The sequence below is a fragment of the Allorhizobium sp. GW101-3B10 genome (genome assembly GCF_059424725.1).
The window spans coordinates 3,953,563-3,970,705 of the sequence record NZ_JBWKZR010000001.1 but is presented as its reverse complement, the minus strand read 5'-3'; the positions used below and the strand labels follow the sequence as shown (position 1 = coordinate 3,970,705).

The 17,143-nt window shown below is 53.5% G+C and carries 13 protein-coding genes and 3 pseudogenes; 13 read left to right on the top strand and 3 right to left on the bottom strand.

The annotated features are described in order from the left end of the window. Positions 1–483: 483 nt before the first annotated feature. Positions 484–917 (bottom strand): annotated as a pseudogene (locus tag AC07Y0_RS19635) (transposase); the annotation flags it as partial. 172 nt (positions 918–1,089) lie between these two features. Between AC07Y0_RS19635 and rfbC the strand changes: the two are divergent. The 5 genes and pseudogenes from rfbC (at position 1,090) to AC07Y0_RS19610 (ending at position 5,646) form a co-directional block, all read left to right on the top strand. Beyond that, a complete protein-coding gene (gene rfbC, locus AC07Y0_RS19630) occupies positions 1,090–1,653 on the top strand; it encodes a dTDP-4-dehydrorhamnose 3,5-epimerase (RefSeq protein ID WP_498679363.1) in 564 nt (187 codons plus the stop codon). A gap of 8 nt (positions 1,654–1,661) precedes the next feature. After that, positions 1,662–2,723 (top strand): dTDP-glucose 4,6-dehydratase, encoded by a 1,062-nt coding sequence (gene rfbB / locus AC07Y0_RS19625; protein WP_498679362.1) that lies wholly within the window; start codon positions 1,662–1,664, stop codon positions 2,721–2,723. Beyond that, positions 2,720–3,628 carry a dTDP-4-dehydrorhamnose reductase gene (gene rfbD / locus AC07Y0_RS19620; RefSeq protein ID WP_498679361.1) on the top strand — a complete coding sequence of 303 codons (909 nt, stop codon included), beginning with the start codon at positions 2,720–2,722 and terminating at the stop codon, positions 3,626–3,628. Before rfbB ends, rfbD begins: the two co-directional genes overlap by 4 nt. A 27-nt stretch (positions 3,629–3,655) precedes the next feature. Beyond that, positions 3,656–4,528, top strand: a complete 873-nt coding sequence (rfbA, locus tag AC07Y0_RS19615; RefSeq protein ID WP_498679360.1) for a glucose-1-phosphate thymidylyltransferase RfbA — start codon at positions 3,656–3,658, stop codon at positions 4,526–4,528. A gap of 310 nt (positions 4,529–4,838) precedes the next feature. Then, a pseudogene (locus tag AC07Y0_RS19610) lies at positions 4,839–5,646 on the top strand (IS5 family transposase). A 51-nt stretch (positions 5,647–5,697) separates the two neighbouring features. On the opposite strand, the gene AC07Y0_RS19605 reads toward AC07Y0_RS19610, so the two are convergent. Together AC07Y0_RS19605 and AC07Y0_RS19600 are read right to left on the bottom strand one after the other, a co-directional pair. After that, positions 5,698–6,732, bottom strand: a complete 1,035-nt coding sequence (locus AC07Y0_RS19605) for an NAD-dependent epimerase/dehydratase family protein (protein WP_498679359.1) — start codon at positions 6,730–6,732, stop codon at positions 5,698–5,700. A 924-nt stretch (positions 6,733–7,656) separates the two neighbouring features. Then, positions 7,657–7,758: pseudogene (locus AC07Y0_RS19600) on the bottom strand (IS6 family transposase); the annotation flags it as partial. Positions 7,759–7,981: 223 nt separating this feature from the next. On the opposite strand from AC07Y0_RS19600, the gene AC07Y0_RS19595 reads away from it, so the two are divergent. From AC07Y0_RS19595 to AC07Y0_RS19560, 8 genes are all read left to right on the top strand, one after another. Next, a complete protein-coding gene (locus AC07Y0_RS19595) occupies positions 7,982–8,656 on the top strand; it encodes an SGNH/GDSL hydrolase family protein (protein WP_498679358.1) in 675 nt (224 codons plus the stop codon). A 251-nt stretch (positions 8,657–8,907) separates the two neighbouring features. Beyond that, positions 8,908–9,759 (top strand): class I SAM-dependent methyltransferase, encoded by an 852-nt coding sequence (locus tag AC07Y0_RS19590; protein ID WP_498679357.1) that lies wholly within the window; start codon positions 8,908–8,910, stop codon positions 9,757–9,759. A 1-nt stretch (position 9,760) separates the two neighbouring features. Continuing rightward, a complete protein-coding gene (locus tag AC07Y0_RS19585; protein ID WP_498679356.1) occupies positions 9,761–10,810 on the top strand; it encodes a hypothetical protein in 1,050 nt (349 codons plus the stop codon). 18 nt (positions 10,811–10,828) lie between these two features. Beyond that, positions 10,829–12,091: a KpsE/RkpR family capsule polysaccharide export protein gene (locus tag AC07Y0_RS19580; protein ID WP_498679355.1), complete on the top strand. Its 1,263-nt coding sequence runs from the start codon at positions 10,829–10,831 to the stop codon at positions 12,089–12,091. Between the two features lie 10 nt (positions 12,092–12,101). Further along, positions 12,102–12,755, top strand: coding sequence for an ABC transporter ATP-binding protein (locus AC07Y0_RS19575; RefSeq protein ID WP_498679354.1), 654 nt, complete (start codon positions 12,102–12,104; stop codon positions 12,753–12,755). 35 nt (positions 12,756–12,790) lie between these two features. Further along, on the top strand, positions 12,791–14,053 hold the full coding sequence (locus AC07Y0_RS19570; protein WP_498679353.1) for a KpsE/RkpR family capsule polysaccharide export protein: 1,263 nt from the start codon (positions 12,791–12,793) through the stop codon (positions 14,051–14,053). A gap of 80 nt (positions 14,054–14,133) precedes the next feature. Beyond that, a complete protein-coding gene (locus tag AC07Y0_RS19565) occupies positions 14,134–14,877 on the top strand; it encodes an ABC transporter permease (protein ID WP_498679352.1) in 744 nt (247 codons plus the stop codon). A 5-nt stretch (positions 14,878–14,882) separates the two neighbouring features. Further along, positions 14,883–17,066: a glycosyltransferase family 2 protein gene (locus AC07Y0_RS19560; RefSeq protein WP_498679351.1), complete on the top strand. Its 2,184-nt coding sequence runs from the start codon at positions 14,883–14,885 to the stop codon at positions 17,064–17,066. Positions 17,067–17,143 lie beyond the last annotated feature (77 nt).

Below are 17,143 nucleotides of genomic sequence, written 5' to 3'. Positions count from 1 at the left end.
TGACACGAGTGAACTCTTCCGCGGAGGGAGTACTAAGCGTGGTGCGGCCCGTTAGCTTGTCCGGCCGCATGTGTTTCCATGCCTCACACGCAAGAGTAGCCATGCCAAAGCAGGTTGCGCTGCTTTGGCATCCATTGTCATCGGTTGCTGCTGCATCCACGGTTAGATCGCCTCCGCCCAAGAAGACGACGTCTGCTTTCTGCACTCGACCGTGGAAAGCTGAGCGACCGCAATGGTGAAGGGTTTCGGGTGCCGTCAGGCGTACGAAAGCCTCTCATGCAGGAACCCGCGGTATCGGCCGCGTCGTCTGTGAGCGACGGAGTGGAATCAGTCCACTGGGCGGCGCAAATTCAAGCCACGTGGCAATCTCTTCCGGCTATCCTCAAATGCGGAAAGTGGCGTCCTTCCAAACGGATACATCTGCTCCTACTTCCCGTTCGTCCTTTGGGAGGAGGGAACAGAGGCGGAACATAAATGGCTTGATTTTATTCCGCCGCTTTCGGTCGTTTTGGCGCTCTGACTGTCGATCACCCCAGCCGTCGGCGAGGCTTCCTTTCCTTCCAGTTCTCGCGTCTCCATATCGAGGTGATGGTTGGTCCGCAGCCACAAGCCAGTCGTCCGCCATTCGTAGAAGTAACCCTGCACGGTTGAATAGGGTGGAAAATCCTTCGGCGGCATCCGCCATTGGCATCCGGTCGACGCGATATAAAGCAGTGCGTTCACAACCTCGCGCAATTCCGTCTTGCGCGGTCGACCGAGCCTGCGTGGCGTCGGCATGAACGGGGCGATCAACGACCACTCCCTGTCCGTCAGATCACTTGCATCACGCTCTGTCCATCGGACATATTGGCGACGGGTGAAATCAGTTCAGCCCATTGCGGTCCCCATCGAATCCTAAGCAAATCCGAAGGAATCACAACTGGCTGATTTCACTCAATTTTTTTTTGGTCAGGCGCGAAGGCAATTGAGGCTACTCAGCTAAAATTCTTAACTTTGGACGGTTTTGAACTTGCAGCAAAACCTCTTCAGATTTAACAGTGCTTTAACGTTGGAGTGACGCCTGATTCCCCCTAAAGTTGTAGAGGTCTTATGCTGTTCAATAAACTCGCCATTCCAGATGTTATTTTGATCATTCCGAAAAAGTTCGGCGACAACCGCGGCTACTTCATGGAGACCTTCAAGGAGTCTCTATTTCAGGAACATGCAGGTCCCATCAGGTTTGTTCAGGACAATCGGTCGTTTTCTGCTGAAGTCGGGACGGTGCGGGGTCTTCATTTCCAGCTGCCGCCAAAGGCGCAAGGGAAGCTGGTGTCATGCACTGTTGGTGCGCTTCTGGATGTCGCAGTGGACATACGTCAGGGATCGCTGACCTATGGCCAATATGTTTCGGCCGAACTGACGGCGGAGAATGGTGAGCAGCTCTGGGTTCCGGCTGGCTTCGCCCATGGCTTCTGCACCCTCGTGCCTGATACGATCATCAGCTACAAGGTAACAGATTATTATAGCCCCGAGCATGATCGGGGTCTGTTGTGGAATGATCCGGCCATAGGTATCGACTGGCCTGTATCTGGCGAAAGTGCTATATTATCGGATAAGGATAAACGTCAGCCTGTTCTGGCAGATTTGCCTGCGTCATTTGTCTTCGGGGAGTAGAAGTTCGTATGCGTGTTATAGTCACCGGTGGTGCCGGTTTTATTGGTTCTGCGGTTGTGCGCCATCTGGTTCTCGATAAGGGCTATGACGTCCTTAACATCGACAAGCTGACCTATGCCGGAACGCTGACTTCGTTAACCTCCGTCCAAGGTAACAATCACTATCGCTTCCTCAAGGCCGATATCTGCGACGGCCGCGCGATCAGCGAAGCCTTCGAGAGCTTCAAGCCTGATCGCGTCATGCATCTGGCGGCCGAAAGCCATGTCGATCGCTCGATCACCGGCGCTGAGGATTTCGTCGAGACGAATGTATTGGGCACCTTCACCATGCTGGAAGCGGCCCGCGCCCACTGGCAGCGCCTGTCCGGCGAGACGAAGGAGAACTTCCGCTTCCTGCATGTCTCCACTGACGAGGTCTATGGGTCGCTGGGAGATGATGGCCTCTTCACCGAAACCACGCCGTACGATCCAAGCTCACCCTATTCCGCGTCTAAGGCGGCCTCTGATCATCTGGCTAAGGCCTGGGCACGTACCTACGGCATGCCGGTGGTGGTGTCGAATTGCTCCAACAATTACGGCCCCTTCCATTTCCCGGAAAAGCTCATTCCGCTGGTCATTCTCAATGCACTGCACCGCAAGGCTTTGCCGGTCTACGGCAATGGCGCCAATATCCGCGACTGGCTGTATGTGGAAGACCATGCCCGCGCGCTCGACATCATCGCCAAGCGGGGTCGCATCGGCGAGACCTACAATGTCGGTGGACGCAACGAGCGGCGTAACATCGACGTTGTCAAGCGCATCTGCAGCCTGATGGACATGTTGCGTCCATCAGACATGCCGTATGAGAGCCTGATTCAGTACGTGACGGATCGTCCCGGCCATGATGCGCGCTACGCCATTGATGCAACAAGGCTGGAGACGGAACTCGGCTGGAAGGCGCAGGAGAACTTTGACACAGGCATCGAGAAGACGGTGCGTTGGTATCTGGAGAACGAATGGTGGTGGGAGCCTTTGCGCCAGGGGTATGCCGGCCAACGGCTTGGCATCGTCAAAACGGATGCCGGTGAATGACCCGCACGTTACGCTATCTGGTTACCGGACGTGAAGGTCAGGTCGTCCAGTCGCTCTTGGAGCAGTGCCGGCGTCCCGAGCACGCGCATCTAGAACTCATTGCCATGGGGCGCCCTGACTTGGATCTGGCGGATCCGGATAGCGTTCGCCGGAGCGTGGAAGCCGTAGCACCAGATCTTGTCATTTCGGCCGCCGCCTATACAGCGGTGGACCAAGCGGAAAGCGACGAGGAGATAGCACGGCAGGTGAATGCACTGGGGCCGCAGGCGCTGGCGCAAGCTGCAGCCTCCCGCAAGATTCCGATCGTGCACCTGTCTACCGATTACGTCTTCGACGGAGATAAGGCCGAGCCCTATAAAGAAAGCGATCCGGTAGGGCCGGTGAGCGCATATGGGCGAACCAAACTGGAAGGCGAGCGCCTGCTGCTTGAGGCTAGCCAGAACGTCACGATCCTGCGTACGGCGTGGGTTTACAGCCCCTTCGGCAAGAACTTTGCCAAGACGATACTGCGCCTGGCCGAGACGCGAGACAGGCTGGGCGTGGTAGCGGATCAGGTGGGCAATCCGACCTCCGCGTTAGACATCGCCGACGGTATCTTGAAGGTTGCTCACAACCTGATCAGTGATAGTGATCCTTTTCTGCGCGGTATTTTCCATATGACCGGGCAGGGGGAGGCCAGCTGGGCACAGTTCGCCGGAGAGATCCTGCGCATATCAGCCGAATGCGGCGGTCCGACGGCAGACGTCAGGCCCATCACCACAGCCGATTATCCGACGCTGGCCCGGCGCCCGGCCAATTCGCGATTAAGCTGCATTAAGCTACGGTCCATCCATGCGGTGGAGCTTCCCAATTGGGAAAGGTCCACCAAATACATAACCGAGCGGCTGGTTGCCACCAGAGCCTAGCTGTAAAAATTTGGGGAAGTGAAAGAAATGAAGGGAATTATTCTGGCTGGCGGAAGCGGAACGCGCCTACATCCCATGACCCTGGTGACGTCAAAGCAGTTGATGCCGGTTTACGACAAGCCGATGATCTATTATCCGCTGTCGACGCTGATGCTGGCAGGCATCCGCGATATCTTGATTATCTCGACGCCCAAGGATCTGCCAAACTTCCAGGCTCTGCTGGGTGATGGTTCGAAGTGGGGAATCTCCCTTTCCTATGCCGAACAACCATCACCAGATGGCTTGGCACAAGCCTATATAATCGGCGCTGACTTCGTTGGAGATAGCCCGTCCTGCCTTATCCTCGGCGATAACATCTTTTACGGGCACGGCGTTACAGATCTTTTTTCATCTGCGATTACCGGAAACGATGGCGCAACTGTTTTTGCCTACCATGTTAGTGATCCGGAACGTTACGGTGTAGTCGAATTCGACAAGGACAAGAAGGCGATCTCGATTGAAGAAAAGCCGGTACAGCCGAGATCCAACTGGGCTGTGACGGGCCTCTACTTCTACGATCGGGAGGTTGTGGATATTGCCGCCAACCTCAAACCGTCGGCGCGCGGCGAACTTGAGATCACCGACGTCAACCGCATCTATCTGGAGCGCGGCAAACTTTCGGTGCAGGAGTTGGGACGCGGCTATGCTTGGCTCGATACCGGAACGCCCGACAGCCTGCTAGAGGCTTCCGAGTTTGTAGCCACACTGGAGCGACGCCAAGGGTTCAAGATTTCCTGCCCTGAAGAAATTGCTTTCAATCTCAAATTCATTACGGAAACTCAACTCTCAGCAATTGCGCAGTCTTACGGGAAAAGCACGTATGGCAAATACCTAATCCAAGTTTTGAATCAGAATGGTTAGGTTAAAAAGAATCTCGGGGATCCGATTGTTGCCGCATGGTAATAAAAAAATTTTAGATCAATTGAAAATTAAAGGCTGTCGTTTGCTCTTTCTCTTAGAGGAAGAAACAACGCTACGCGCGCGGTGGTGCTGCGTGACATGCGTACGAGATTCGTCAATCACGGATTCGGTTTCCTTTTGGTATCGATTTGGCCGCTTGCCCACGTTTTACTATTACCTGCAGTGTATAAGAGCCTGACCGAGAAAGAATTGAGTGAAATCAGCCAGTTGTGATTCCTTCGGATTTGCTTGAGATTCGATGGGGACCGCAATGGGCTGGACTGATTTCACCCGTCGCCAATAGGGCCGACGGACAGGGCGTGGTCGTTGATCGCCCCGTTCATGCCGACGCCACGCAGGCTCGGTCGACCGCGCAAGACGGAATTGCGCGAGGTTGTGAACGCACTGCTTTATATCGCGTCGACCGGATGCCAATGGCGGATGCCGCCGAAGGATTTTCCACCCTATTCAACCGTGCAGGGTTACTTCTACGAATGGCGGACGACTGGCTTGTGGCTGCGGACCAACCATCACCTCGATATGGAGACGCGAGAACTGGAAGGAAAGGAAGCCTCGCCGACGGCTGGGGTGATCGACAGTCAGAGCGCCAAAACGACCGAAAGCGGAGGGATTGCGGGCTATGACGCGGGCAAAAAAATCAAAGGCCGCAAGCGCCACATCGTCGCCGTCACGCTCGGTTTGATGGTGGGGTTCGTCGTTCACGGTGCTGACATTCAAGACCGCGATGGTGCCGCGGCGGCTCTCAAAGCCATCGTCAGACACTTGGCCGTGGCTCAGGCACATCTTTGTCGATGGCGGTTATGCCGGTCCGACACTGCGGGGCGCATTGCACAAGGTTGCGAAGTTCACGCTCCAGATCGTCAAGCGAACAGACAAAGCAAAAAGACTTTGAAGTTCTGCCGCGTCGCTGGGTCGTGGAGCGTAGGTTCGCCTGGCTTGGCAGATGCAGGCGACTGGCCAAGGATTGGGAGAAATCAATCGCTTCCGCTGAAGCCTGGATGCTCATCGCCCACACCCGCATTCTCACCCGAAGGCTCGCAAAGTACCATGTCTATTGAACTCTTTTCGAGTCAGGCTCTTAAACTAATAATAGTTATATTGGCATACATTTATATTATATTGCGACTTGAAGTGAGCCATTTGTATGTCTTTTGTAGTCCATGTTCGAAACTGGTAGCTGGTTCCCAGCCCATCACTTCTCGAGCTCGGGTAATGTCAAGGACACTCACTGGGACATCTACCAACCGCCCTTCTCGATTTACAACCTCGCAGCGCAACCCGGTTGCCCGCCTTAAACTATCAATCACATCGTTGAGAGAACGACCTACACCGCTTCCGATGTTAAATATCCGTTCGGAACTCATGTCCAAGGCAGCCTTTTCGAAAGCGTCGACTACGTCACCAACATAAATATAGTCTCGTTTAACGGATCCATCGCCCCAGATCTCGACAGGTTGCCCAGCCTGCATGCGCCTAAGAAATGCACCAATTACACCTTGATTCTTAGAAGCCAATTGAAGAGGCCCATACGGGTTAGAGATTCTCAATACACGGTATTCAATATTGTGTAGATATTCGTATAACCGAAGAAATCTTTCAATTGAAAGCTTCGATATTCCATAAGAGGTTATGGGCCAGCATTCGCTCTCTTCGGGCGTGGGTATAAAATTTGGAATTCCATAAACAGTTCCGCCGGATGAGGCGAATATTATCCTTTTAATATTATGCAGTCTGCATAATTCTAGTAATTCGAGAGACGCCACAACATTCAGCTGGACATCAGCCACCTTATCCTCATTTGCGCTGGACGGCGTTGTAGCGTTTACCAAATGGAATACCGTATCACAGCCTTCCAAAGCAGAGGATAATTTCGATTTTTCGCTGAAATCGCCAGTAACCCAGTTAATACCTTGCAACTCCTCTGGAAAACTCTGGCGCCTGCCGAACGCCCGCAGGTCCGCCACTCGTCCTTTTAGGCGACGAGTCAAGTGAGTACCGATAAAACCTCCACCGCCAAGCACCACACAGCGTAGGTCAGATAGATGCTTCTTTTCCATAAGGCTCGCTACTAATAAATCTGGAAACACCGACAAGCTGGCGATCCATTTGTTGAACCCTTCTTTGTGCTCGACAGGTCGAGCCATGAAGCGGATCCTTTATGGAAAAAACGGTCCAAAGTCAAAGCAAATAAAAACTGGCTTATTCGTATCAGTATGCATCACAAATTTCATGAAGAATAGAAAGACTCATGATTCGTCACTGTAGATCAATTAGACATTCACAAAAGTGTGAAATTACCTTATGTGCAAATTGATGGGTGGAAAAATATCATTCTTCATAATGCTACGTCAATAGTATGACATACTAATTAGTATATAGCTTCTGCTGTTACGTTCAACACAATCGTAGTGGAATCATCTATTTTGTAATATAAATTTCAACAAAGTGATCGTTGTTCCTTACGTTCATAGAACATGATATTTTATCACTCTGATCAGAATATCTCTAAATTTTAGTATCGTCCATTTTATCTATATAATGGTAATGCAATGCTAATAACGTATTTGATATACTACTATTAGTAATATTTTGCATTTTATTTGCACGGCAAAACAACCACAGATATAAATGGTAGGTAGAGGCTGAACTTTGCCGAGCACTGCTGATTTCCACTGATGCGTTAGATGCTTGCTCCTGTGTGGGTGACGTAACGCATCACCATCTTGACACAATGTGATGCCGATGGGAGGGGCATCCAACGCATCAGTGGAAATCAGCACTGCTCCGCAAGTATAGCGTAAATCGCCTATTTCTGACAACATTGTACAGCAGCGGCAGGAATGCCATCCCCAAGGAGTCGTAAAGTCCATGGCGAGATGGGTATTCGTCTCATGTAGCGGTGTGCCGCCGTCTGGCGCTCAGAACAAAGTAGGGCTCGTTAAACTCATGGCTGCTGTTGATTACTCCCTGTGGTTTTGCTGATATTGAGAGACAATGCGCGAAACGGGCCTGCTGCAAACTTTCTTCCAAGTCAGAATGACCCCTATCGTGCCAGCCTTTATGCTTTTAACCTTCCGCAATCCGAAGAGGTGCGTGAGCCAATCGTTCTGATCATTGACGGTCCAACCGCCGGCGAGGCCGAAGCCTTTTCTGAGCCAGAGCATCGCTTCGATGCGGGTTTCGCTAATTCCCGGACAGTTTTTTCGGCGACAAAAGATCGACTTTCGCCCGCGCCATCTTTATCATTCTGGACCTCGAATTGAACGAAGTGCGGAGAATGGCGAGCTAGAGCCCGGCTCCCTTTCCGAAGCGCAATCGAAATCAAATAGGCTCTGTTGGGCGTCCCACGCTTCTGCTACTCACGATAGCGAAGTGAGGGTTGGGGCAGGGAAGGTGAACGGTTTGCAAGTGAATTTGCTCTTCCTGGGCGACAGCCACGTACAGACCATTCGCTGGGCGGGCGAGAACAAGTTGCTCTCGTTAGACGCCGAATTCGTGTCGGTTGGCGGAGCAACTGCTGTCGGTATGCGAAACCCGAATAGCCTCACCAACGCTGTGCAGATTTTCGAGGAAGCAGCGATTCCTCTTCGGCCTAAGTCGATCCCCGTCATCCATCTCGGCGAGGTGGATTGTGGCTTCGTCATCTGGTGGCGGGCCAACAAGTACGGGGAGACGATCAACGCGCAAGTGGCAGCCTCGATCGACGCCTATTTCTCGCTCGTCGATAAGCTTCTTGCCGCCGGCTACCCAACCGTCATCATCACCGCTGCTTCTGTCCCGACGATCAGGGATGGTCAGAACTGGGGAGCCATCGCAAACTTGAGGAGGGAGATCTCTGTCTCGATCCGAGATCGAACTGCGCTGACGTTGCGATACAACAGCTTGCTAAGTGCCGAAGCGACCAAGCGAGGGCTGCCATTCGTCGATCCTAGCGCCACCTTCGTTGATCCGGCGACCGGCGTGATCCGCGATGTCTTCCGCCATTCCGACCCGTTGAACCATCATCTAGCGCCGGAAACCGCCGGACCCGTTTGGGCGGAGGCCCTGAATAAGGCGATAGGTTACTAGCGTCTGGCCTTCGGCACACCCTTCTCAAACGGCAAAATGATTAAGTGGCCTGACTCCGTCAGGCTGAGCAAATTTGAGCCGGAATCCTCAGATCACGCTCCCCCCGGGGAGGAGAAGAAGACGAAGGCGCAGAGGTTCCAAAGGCCAGCAGCAGGCCGCAACCCTTCGATGGATATTCAGGTTGCGTTCGCCTAGAGGGGGCATTATAGACTTGCTCCGCTAGCGATACGTGATGATTGGCGGTAGGTGCAATGCGGTTTCTTGAGAAGATCTTCGATCGTAACTCCGCTCAGAGGCGGCAGGAGACCGACACCTTCTTCGACCAGTACTGTAACGACAAACCCAGCCATCAGAACGCAGTTGATATCCTCCCCGGATGGAATTCGGCATTCCCCGCCGCGACCCAGCTGAAGGCCGGCAGTCATGCGCTGTTTGCGGACCCGCGGATCGACTGGGCGGTGCAGCAGGCCGGTTCGATCCAGGACCGGAAGGTCCTTGAGATTGGGCCGCTCGAAGGGATGCATACCCATATGCTGAATAGCCATAGACCGGCTTCCATTGACGCTATCGAGGCCAACAAGCAGTGTTTCCTGCGGTGTCTCGTGACGAAAGAGATCCTCGGTATCGACCGTGCGCATTTCTATCTGGGTGATGCGCTGAAGTGGCTTGAGACGGAAGAGCGTCATTACGATCTCGCCATAGCCTCCGGGGTTCTTTATCACATGGCTGACCCCGGACATTTTCTGTCCCAACTGACCCGGCGATGTGATCAGCTTTTCATATGGACGCACTATTTCGACGAGACGGCGATGCCGACCGACGATCCGCGCCGTCAGGCGTTTAACGGCAAGATAGAGACGCGGCCCTTTGCCGGTGTTCCTGTTCGCTATTACGAACGTCACTATTTCAACGCCAACGTGACCAAAGAATTCTGTGGCGGCATGAAGGACCGACACTACTGGATGCACCGTGACGATATCCTCAACCTGATTCGGGCCTTGGGTTTCAGTGACATCAGCATCACGCAGGAAGATCCTAGCCACCGGGGCGGTCCTTGCTTCTGTCTCTTCGCAAAGCGGGATGCCCTAACGATGCAGGCGTGACTTGCTTTTCAACATTCAACGCGACATAGGAGATCTAGTCGAGGGATATCTTATCCCCGACGGATTTTCGGATGTTCCAGTCGTCTTGGTTTCTGATGCTGAGGGGCGGATCGCCGAAATTGAGTGTGATCAGTTACATAGCGCCGTCGTGGCAAGCGGGCGCCACAACACGGGACTGGTCGGCTTTAAGCTGACAAATCAGAACGTTCCCGGACTGAAAGTGCGCTCGACGCTCGTAATTCAGGATGCCAAAACGGGACTTTTGATCTATCGTCGCCCGCTTCCTTCGCGACAGATAAATCGGAAAATCTTGCGCATCGAGACGCAACTCGTTCCTCATGCCGCGCTTGATCGAGAAATGAGGAAACACTTCCAGTACGCGCTTCCTTCCATAGAGCGCTATGGATATGAAACAACACTGCAGGTCTTCCTTCTCGACAAGCTCGAGTCGATTTATCTGAGTGGTCGCTTGCAGGTGCGAAATCATCAGGACTTTTTCGACAAGGGGTTTGCGGGTGTCGCGCTACTGACGGAACCTTACTACGAGATGGCGCTCCGTCTTATGACGCTGAAGCTGTGTTCGACGACCAAACCGCCTTTTCTCGGGGAGCGCGACTTGATGTCCCTGTCTCCGGCCATCGCCTATTTCGGCGACCTGAATTTCAAGGACACTGGCGCGGTCGCGAAAGCGCTTAAGAGAGCGCCACCGCGGGTTCGAACCGTCCTGATGTCTCCGACTACGCGGCAGTTTGCCTGCGCAGATCCCGAACAGCCGTCAACTCGACGGGATATCGCCATCGTTATGGACATCATTTCTCGCCTAGAAGTCATTGGGCATATTAATGACACACTTTCATTCGCTTCGTCCTTGGGCGAGCTGCTGAACATTGATATAGACAGAATACCGATTCTTCAGCGAGGCGACGCGGTCAATCGGCTCGCCACCGAGCTTCGTACCATTGCCGTGGCCGAGGCCTATCTGGAGGATGATCTCATCCTCGACTACTACGTGCGCAAGGCGATCGATGATGCCGCCGTGCAGAAGAGTTGACGAACGGAACGTCGGACGATGACTGAGAACAAGTTCAGGCCAAGCGAATCCGAACCGCCATTCCGTCCGCGCTACAGCCTAATCGGAAGACTGTCGCGTCAAGCCTTCCCGGTTCAAAGAAGTAGTCGAGCTGTGGTTTCGCTGGAGGCTGAACCAACGCACGGGGACCAAGTCGGCTTGAAGACAAGCTCGCGCATGCCTTTTGCTTTCATCAGTTTCATCGCCGTCGTCATTTTGCCGGTAGCTGCCAGCATCTTTTATTATGCCTTCATGGCAACCGATCAATATATTGCCGAGGCCCGCTTCGCAGTTCGTTCTCTTGCTGAGGACCAAAACAAAGATTCGCTCGACAGTGACGTTGTTTCCATGAACGCCGCGTCCCAGGACGGATTTGTCGTCACAAGCTTTATCCACTCGTCCGAAATTCTCGAACGACTGGAAAAGAAGATCGATTACCGCCGTATGTTCACTCGAAGCGATATCGATTTCCTGTCTCGCTTCGACGAGACCAGGTCGAACGAGCGCTTCCTAAAATACTGGGTCAATCAGGTGTTGACTTACGTGGACGGCCCTTCAGGTATCATCACGCTTAAGGCCAGAACGTTTTCTCCCGAGGACTCAAAAGCTTTGGCTTCGGCGATCATTGAGGAAAGTGAAACGCTGATCAACGAGCTATCGGAGCGCGCGCAACACGACATGATCGCTCGTTTCGCGGCCGAGTTGCAGAGAACGGCTGAGCGTTACCGTGCGGCGCTGGAGGCGATGAAATCGTTTCAGAATGCTTCGGGCCTCTTGACGCCCGAAGCCCGGGCCACTGAGGCAGGAACACTGTTGTCCGCGCTTTTGGCCCAGAAGCTTGAACTTGAGACCCGCCTGTTCGTCTTGAAGGAATCGAATGTTGAATCCTCGCCGGTTCGCCAGCAGCTTCTACTCGCAACACAGAGTTTGGGAGAGCAGATTGACAAGCTGAAGGAAGAATTGGCGGGAAATTCCGGTTCAGCGGCGAGTGTAGCCAGTGTCATACAGAGCTTCTCGCGCATTGAAACTGACCGCCGCGTGGCCGAGAGCCTTTACGAAGCGGCACGAAAGAACCTTGAAATGGCACAGGCCGAAGCCATGAGGAAAAGCCTGTACTTAGTCGTTTTCGTGCCGCCGACCGTGCCGGAAGAATCGCTTTATCCTCATAGGGTTTCAACACCCCTGTTGATCTTGCTGGCACTTGTGGTGCTTTGGAGTACCGGAGCCCTTTTGTGGGCTTCGATCGAGGATCACAAGCTTTGAGGAGGCGGGGATGATCCGTTTCAAGAAGGTCTCCAAGCATTTCAAGACCGAAGGTCACAAGAAGGTGATCCTCGACAACTGCAATATGGAGTTCTTGCCTGGCTACTCCTATGCGCTGCTCGGGGTAAACGGAGCTGGAAAATCAACGACAATGAAGATGATCGCGGGGTCGGCGCTACCGAACTCGGGAAGCATCGTCAAAGATCTGCGTGTTTCCTGGCCGCTTGGTTTTGCGGGGGTATTTCATCCGCAAATGTCGGGACGGGAAAATCTCGCTTTCGTTGCGCGTGCCTATGGTGAAGACGTCCGCCGCGTGTCCAGTTTCGTGGAGGACTTCGCAGAGCTCGGTGACTACATCAATGCGCCGGTGCGTACCTACTCATCAGGAATGATGGCGCGTCTGGCTTTTGGGCTTTCTATGGCTGTGGAGTTTGATTGCTATCTCATCGATGAGATTACGGCCGTCGGTGACGCGCGCTTCCAGAAGCGGTGCAAAGACGCCTTCGAAAGCCGTCGTAAACATGCGGACTTAATCATGATTTCGCACAGCATGCCGACGATCGATGCCTATTGCGACAAGGGAGTAGTGCTCGTGGACGGTCAGATGCTGCTGTATGATAAAGTGGCGGACGCAATCGAAACCTACTATCGCTTGAATCGCTGATCGTATTTCGAGAGTCGGAAGGTCAAATCGAAACCATGATGAAGCTTGATCAAGACATGCCGAGGTCATTGGCTCTCGAAAAGAGCCGTCAGGCGACAAGGGCGTTGTCGGCAACAGCACGGAAGCTTCGCTTCTCGACATCGAACCGTAGCGACCTCTACAAAGCCGTTGGTCTCCGGCCGCGCCTCATTGATCGCGTATTTCGCTGGATGTTTGTATTCAACACCGTGTTCTTGTTGATCGTGCCCGTCATCAGCGCCTTTCTCTATTTCGGGTTGATCGCATCAGCTCAGTATCAGTCGGAAACCCGCTTCGTTGTGCGGACGTCGACTCCAGCGATCGGCAAGGACCAGCTTGGAAAAGTCACAGGACTACCATCGGCGAAGATCGCGCAGGACACGCAGATCGTCATAAACTTCATCCACAGTCGCACAATTCTCGAGGAGCTTGAGAAAAGCTTAGACATTCGTTCGCGTTTTTCACGTTCAGACATAGATTTCGCGGCGCGGTTGAGGCAAGACGTCGCCTACGAGGAATTCCTTGATTACTGGAACCGGATGGTCAGAACCTCGGTGAGCCCTTCCAGCGGCATCATTACCGTGACTGTGGACGCCTTCTCGGCGGAAGACGCTCGCGATATTGCCGCGGGTATCACCGCGGCGTCCGAAAGAATGATCAATCAGCTCAGCGAACGTATCTGGCAGGATGTTACCAAGTCTGTTCAAGTCAATCTTGAACGGGCCACGGACAAATTGAGGGAGGTGCGCGAACGCGTCGCCACGCAACAGAACGAAACCGGCGTCCTAACGGTGGAAGGCGCCTCGGCGATGCTTTCTTCGTTGCTCACCAGCCTTCAACAGGAGAAGCTCGCGCTGGAGCAATCCTACACTGTGAAGCTTGAAAGCATAGCCAGCACGGCGCCACAGATGAAGATTCTCGCTCGAGAGATAGATAGCAAACAAGCGCAGATAGACGGTCTTCAACGTCAGATCGCCAGCCCCGGGGGCGATGGTGTCGGAAACCTGGCCAGTGTGTCGGCAGAGTTATCTGGCCTGAAGTTCGAAACCCGCCTTGCTGAGGAGCAGTTCGCCGCAAGCATTCGTACGTTCGAACAGGTGCAGTTCGCCAGCAAACAGCAACTCATGTATCTCGATAGTTTCTTGCCTCCAAGCTTGCCTGACGACGCGCTTTACCCTCGGCGCGGCCTTTCGATGGGCCTTACAGCGCTTGGGTGCTTGTTCGTTTGGCTGGTATCGACAGGTCTCCTGAAATTGGCCAGAAGCAAGGTTGACGTCTGATGATACGAACAATCACACAATATGATCCCGGTCATGATCCCCGGTCGACACGCTACGCCTTGAAGCAGAAAGGGCACGTCATGCAGGCCGTGATCCTGCGTGACGTAAGGACTCGCTTCTTCAATCATGGACTAGGCTTTCTGCTCGTCCCGCTCTGGCCGCTTGCCCATATGTTTGTTCTATTGTCGATCTACACGTTCATAGGACGAAAGGCTCCATTCGGAGACAGTTTGCGGCTGTTTTTCGCAACGGGTCTCCTGCCTTGCCTCACGTTCATGTATGTGTCGCGATTCATGGCACTGTCGATCGTGCTCAACCGTCCGATGTTGGCAATACCGGCCGTGAAAGTGCTCGATATCCTGTTTGCGCGTGCGTTCCTGGAGGTTATTGCGGCTTTCTTGATGGTCTTCCTGACCTTCACCATCTTGCTTGCTCTCGGCGATAGCCCGTTCCCTCATGATTGGGAACAGGCCACATTTGCGTTCCTGTCGACCATCCTGCTAGCCATCGGAGTGGGGGTGTTGGTGGGTGTTATCACTTCTATGTTCACGTTTTTTGCGACAGTTTATGCTTTGACGCTTGTCCTAGTCTATATTACTTCAGGTACGCTTTTCGTGGTCTCTGTTCTCCCGAGTCAAGCTGCATATGCACTTTCCTGGAATCCGGCCCTGCAAGCCGTCGAATGGATGCGGTCGGCCTTCTTCCCGACCTACAACAGCTCTGTACTCGACAAGTACTATCTCTTGTCGTTCGGACTTGGAGCTCTGTGCATCGGTCTGGTGTTGGAGCGAAGCGTCCGCCGCGTCGTTTTGGAAGGAAAGTAGCTCTAGTGCTTGAAATCATTGCACAGAATGAGCTGTCTGCCGACGCTGCCAATCCTTCCCTTTGGCTGGCAGAAGGTGACGACCCGTTTTTTCTCGTCCGCTTTCCATTTATCCGCAAGCGGTTCCTAGCCATCCGCCTGACGGCCTGTGACGGCGAGATCGAACCAAAGATCTACGTCAACAAAGGGCACGGCTTTCGCGAAGAGGATAGCCAGGAGGTCGGTCGCAGTAGCGACATCCTCGTCATCGCGGATATCGGACGTTTCGGAACCATCGGGACCTTGCGCCTTGACCCGGCAATCGAACCTTGCCGCTTCTCCATGAGAATTGAGGAATTTGACACGAGGGCCGCTATCGACCGCCATGTTTTAGAACAGAAGAGTCGATCTCGGGGTCTGAAATGTGTGTATCTTGCCAAGCAGCCGCGCTTCTGGAAGAAGTTGCCAGCTTTGTCATTTCGGCGAAAGAACAATGCCTTACAGGCCTATATTGAGAAGGCAGCCGATCTGGCAGGCGAGATTTCGCTAACGACGGCAACGTCGCCGGATCACATATGGATTAGCATTGTTGTGCCCGTTTACAACGCTCCGGCACGATATTTGAACGAGCTGGTGGCCTCGTTTCTACAGCAGGATATCGCCGGAACTGAACTTATCCTGTCGGACGACGGCTCAACGTCGGAGGAGACGCTCGGCTGGTATGCAGTGCGCAAACACGATCCGCGCGTCAACTGCCTCCTCAACAGGGTCAATGGCGGGATCGCGCATGCCACCAATGCAGGCCTTGCTATAGCCAAGGGCGAGTGGGTCACTTTCCTGGATCATGATGACGTCATCGCACCGCATGGGCTGAAGGTCATTCGTCAGGCGATAGACACGTCACCCAATGCCGGCTTTTTCTACACCGACGAGCTCGTCGTCAACGATGTTCTCAAACCGACCGGCCTTCTGCTAAAACCTGCCTATGATCCCGTTCTCCTGTCTGGGGTAAACTACATCAACCACTTCTCCATCTACCGCCGCGAGCGGTTGAATGACTTAGGGTTTATTCGCCTGAACTTTGATGGCTCGCAGGATTACGACCTCCTGCTGCGCTATCTGGATGGTTTGAAAGACTCAGAGATTCTCCATATTCCCTATCCTGCCTATTGGTGGCGGCGCAACGGCGAGACGTATTCGCGGAGATATCTGGAGAAGGCGACTGAAAATGCACGCCGTGCTTTGCAGGAACACTTCGAACGAAAACGCAAGTCAAATTCGGTTCTTCCGGCACTGACTGAAACCCTTCATCGAGTAAACTTTCGGAATGAAGCTACCGTGAGCCCTCCGAAGATTTCGATCATCATTCCCAACAAAGATTCATATAACCTGATCTCAACCCTTCTGCGGGGGATCTATGAAGACACAGACTACTCCAATCACGAGGTGATCATCATCGACAACGGCACGACAGAGGCCGCCACGATCGAACTCTACGAAGAATATGCTCGTCGCTATCCCACTTTCCAATTTCATGTGAATGCTGCTCCCTTCAACTTCTCTCGGGCGATCAATGAAGGAATGGCGCGTGCAGGCGGTGACCATTTCCTCCTCTTGAACAATGATGTCGAGATCATCAGTAGCGACTGGCTCGATGAAATGGTGCAGTGCCTAAATTTCGAAAACGTGGGTATTGTTGGGGCAAAGCTTCTCTACCCGGATAGGAAACTTCAGCACGCGGGCGTGATTGTCGGTTTCGGGGGGTTGGCCGGTCACTGGTATCTGAATAAGCCGGAGACGTTCGGAGGCCCGATGAATCGACTTCACCTGCGTAACTCGATGGCATGCGTTACCGGCGCCGTCATGCTGATCACCAGAGAATGTGCACAGGAGATCGGGCGCTGGGATGAAGAAAACTTCGCCGTTGCCTATAACGACGTAGATTATTGTTGTCGGGCTTACAAGGCTGGCTACCGGATCGTGTGGACACCCTTCGCTTGCCTGATTCATCACGAATCCGTTTCGCGCGGATCCGACAAATCCGGCGACCGTCGCGCGAGGTTCGAGATGGAGAAAGAAAATCTTCGCAGGCTACATGGGACTCAGGATTTTATCGATCCCGCCTGTCATCCCGGTTACAGTCGGGATCGCTCCGATCCGAGAGTGCTCTCTCTGCACCACTTGCCGAGGGGGCGTAGTTGGTTCGCTTAGCCAAACGCTGGGCGATCTTCAGACACCGCTGCGATGCTGATGCTCAGGGCAACTGCACCGGAAATGGTGCAGGTCGA

Excerpts from the sequence above, each read along its gene's own strand:
- AC07Y0_RS19565 (WP_498679352.1), top strand. The coding sequence starts at position 14,134 with ATGCAGGCCGTGATCCTGCGTGACGTAAGGACTCGCTTCTTCAATCAT.
- AC07Y0_RS19575 (WP_498679354.1), top strand. The coding sequence starts at position 12,102 with ATGATCCGTTTCAAGAAGGTCTCCAAGCATTTCAAGACCGAAGGTCAC.
- rfbC (WP_498679363.1), top strand. The coding sequence starts at position 1,090 with ATGCTGTTCAATAAACTCGCCATTCCAGATGTTATTTTGATCATTCCG.
- AC07Y0_RS19570 (WP_498679353.1), top strand. The coding sequence starts at position 12,791 with ATGATGAAGCTTGATCAAGACATGCCGAGGTCATTGGCTCTCGAAAAG.
- AC07Y0_RS19590 (WP_498679357.1), top strand. The coding sequence starts at position 8,908 with ATGCGGTTTCTTGAGAAGATCTTCGATCGTAACTCCGCTCAGAGGCGG.
- rfbB (WP_498679362.1), top strand. The coding sequence starts at position 1,662 with ATGCGTGTTATAGTCACCGGTGGTGCCGGTTTTATTGGTTCTGCGGTT.
- rfbA (WP_498679360.1), top strand. The coding sequence starts at position 3,656 with ATGAAGGGAATTATTCTGGCTGGCGGAAGCGGAACGCGCCTACATCCC.
- AC07Y0_RS19580 (WP_498679355.1), top strand. The coding sequence starts at position 10,829 with ATGACTGAGAACAAGTTCAGGCCAAGCGAATCCGAACCGCCATTCCGT.
- rfbD (WP_498679361.1), top strand. The coding sequence starts at position 2,720 with ATGACCCGCACGTTACGCTATCTGGTTACCGGACGTGAAGGTCAGGTC.
- AC07Y0_RS19605 (WP_498679359.1), bottom strand. The coding sequence starts at position 6,732 with ATGGCTCGACCTGTCGAGCACAAAGAAGGGTTCAACAAATGGATCGCC.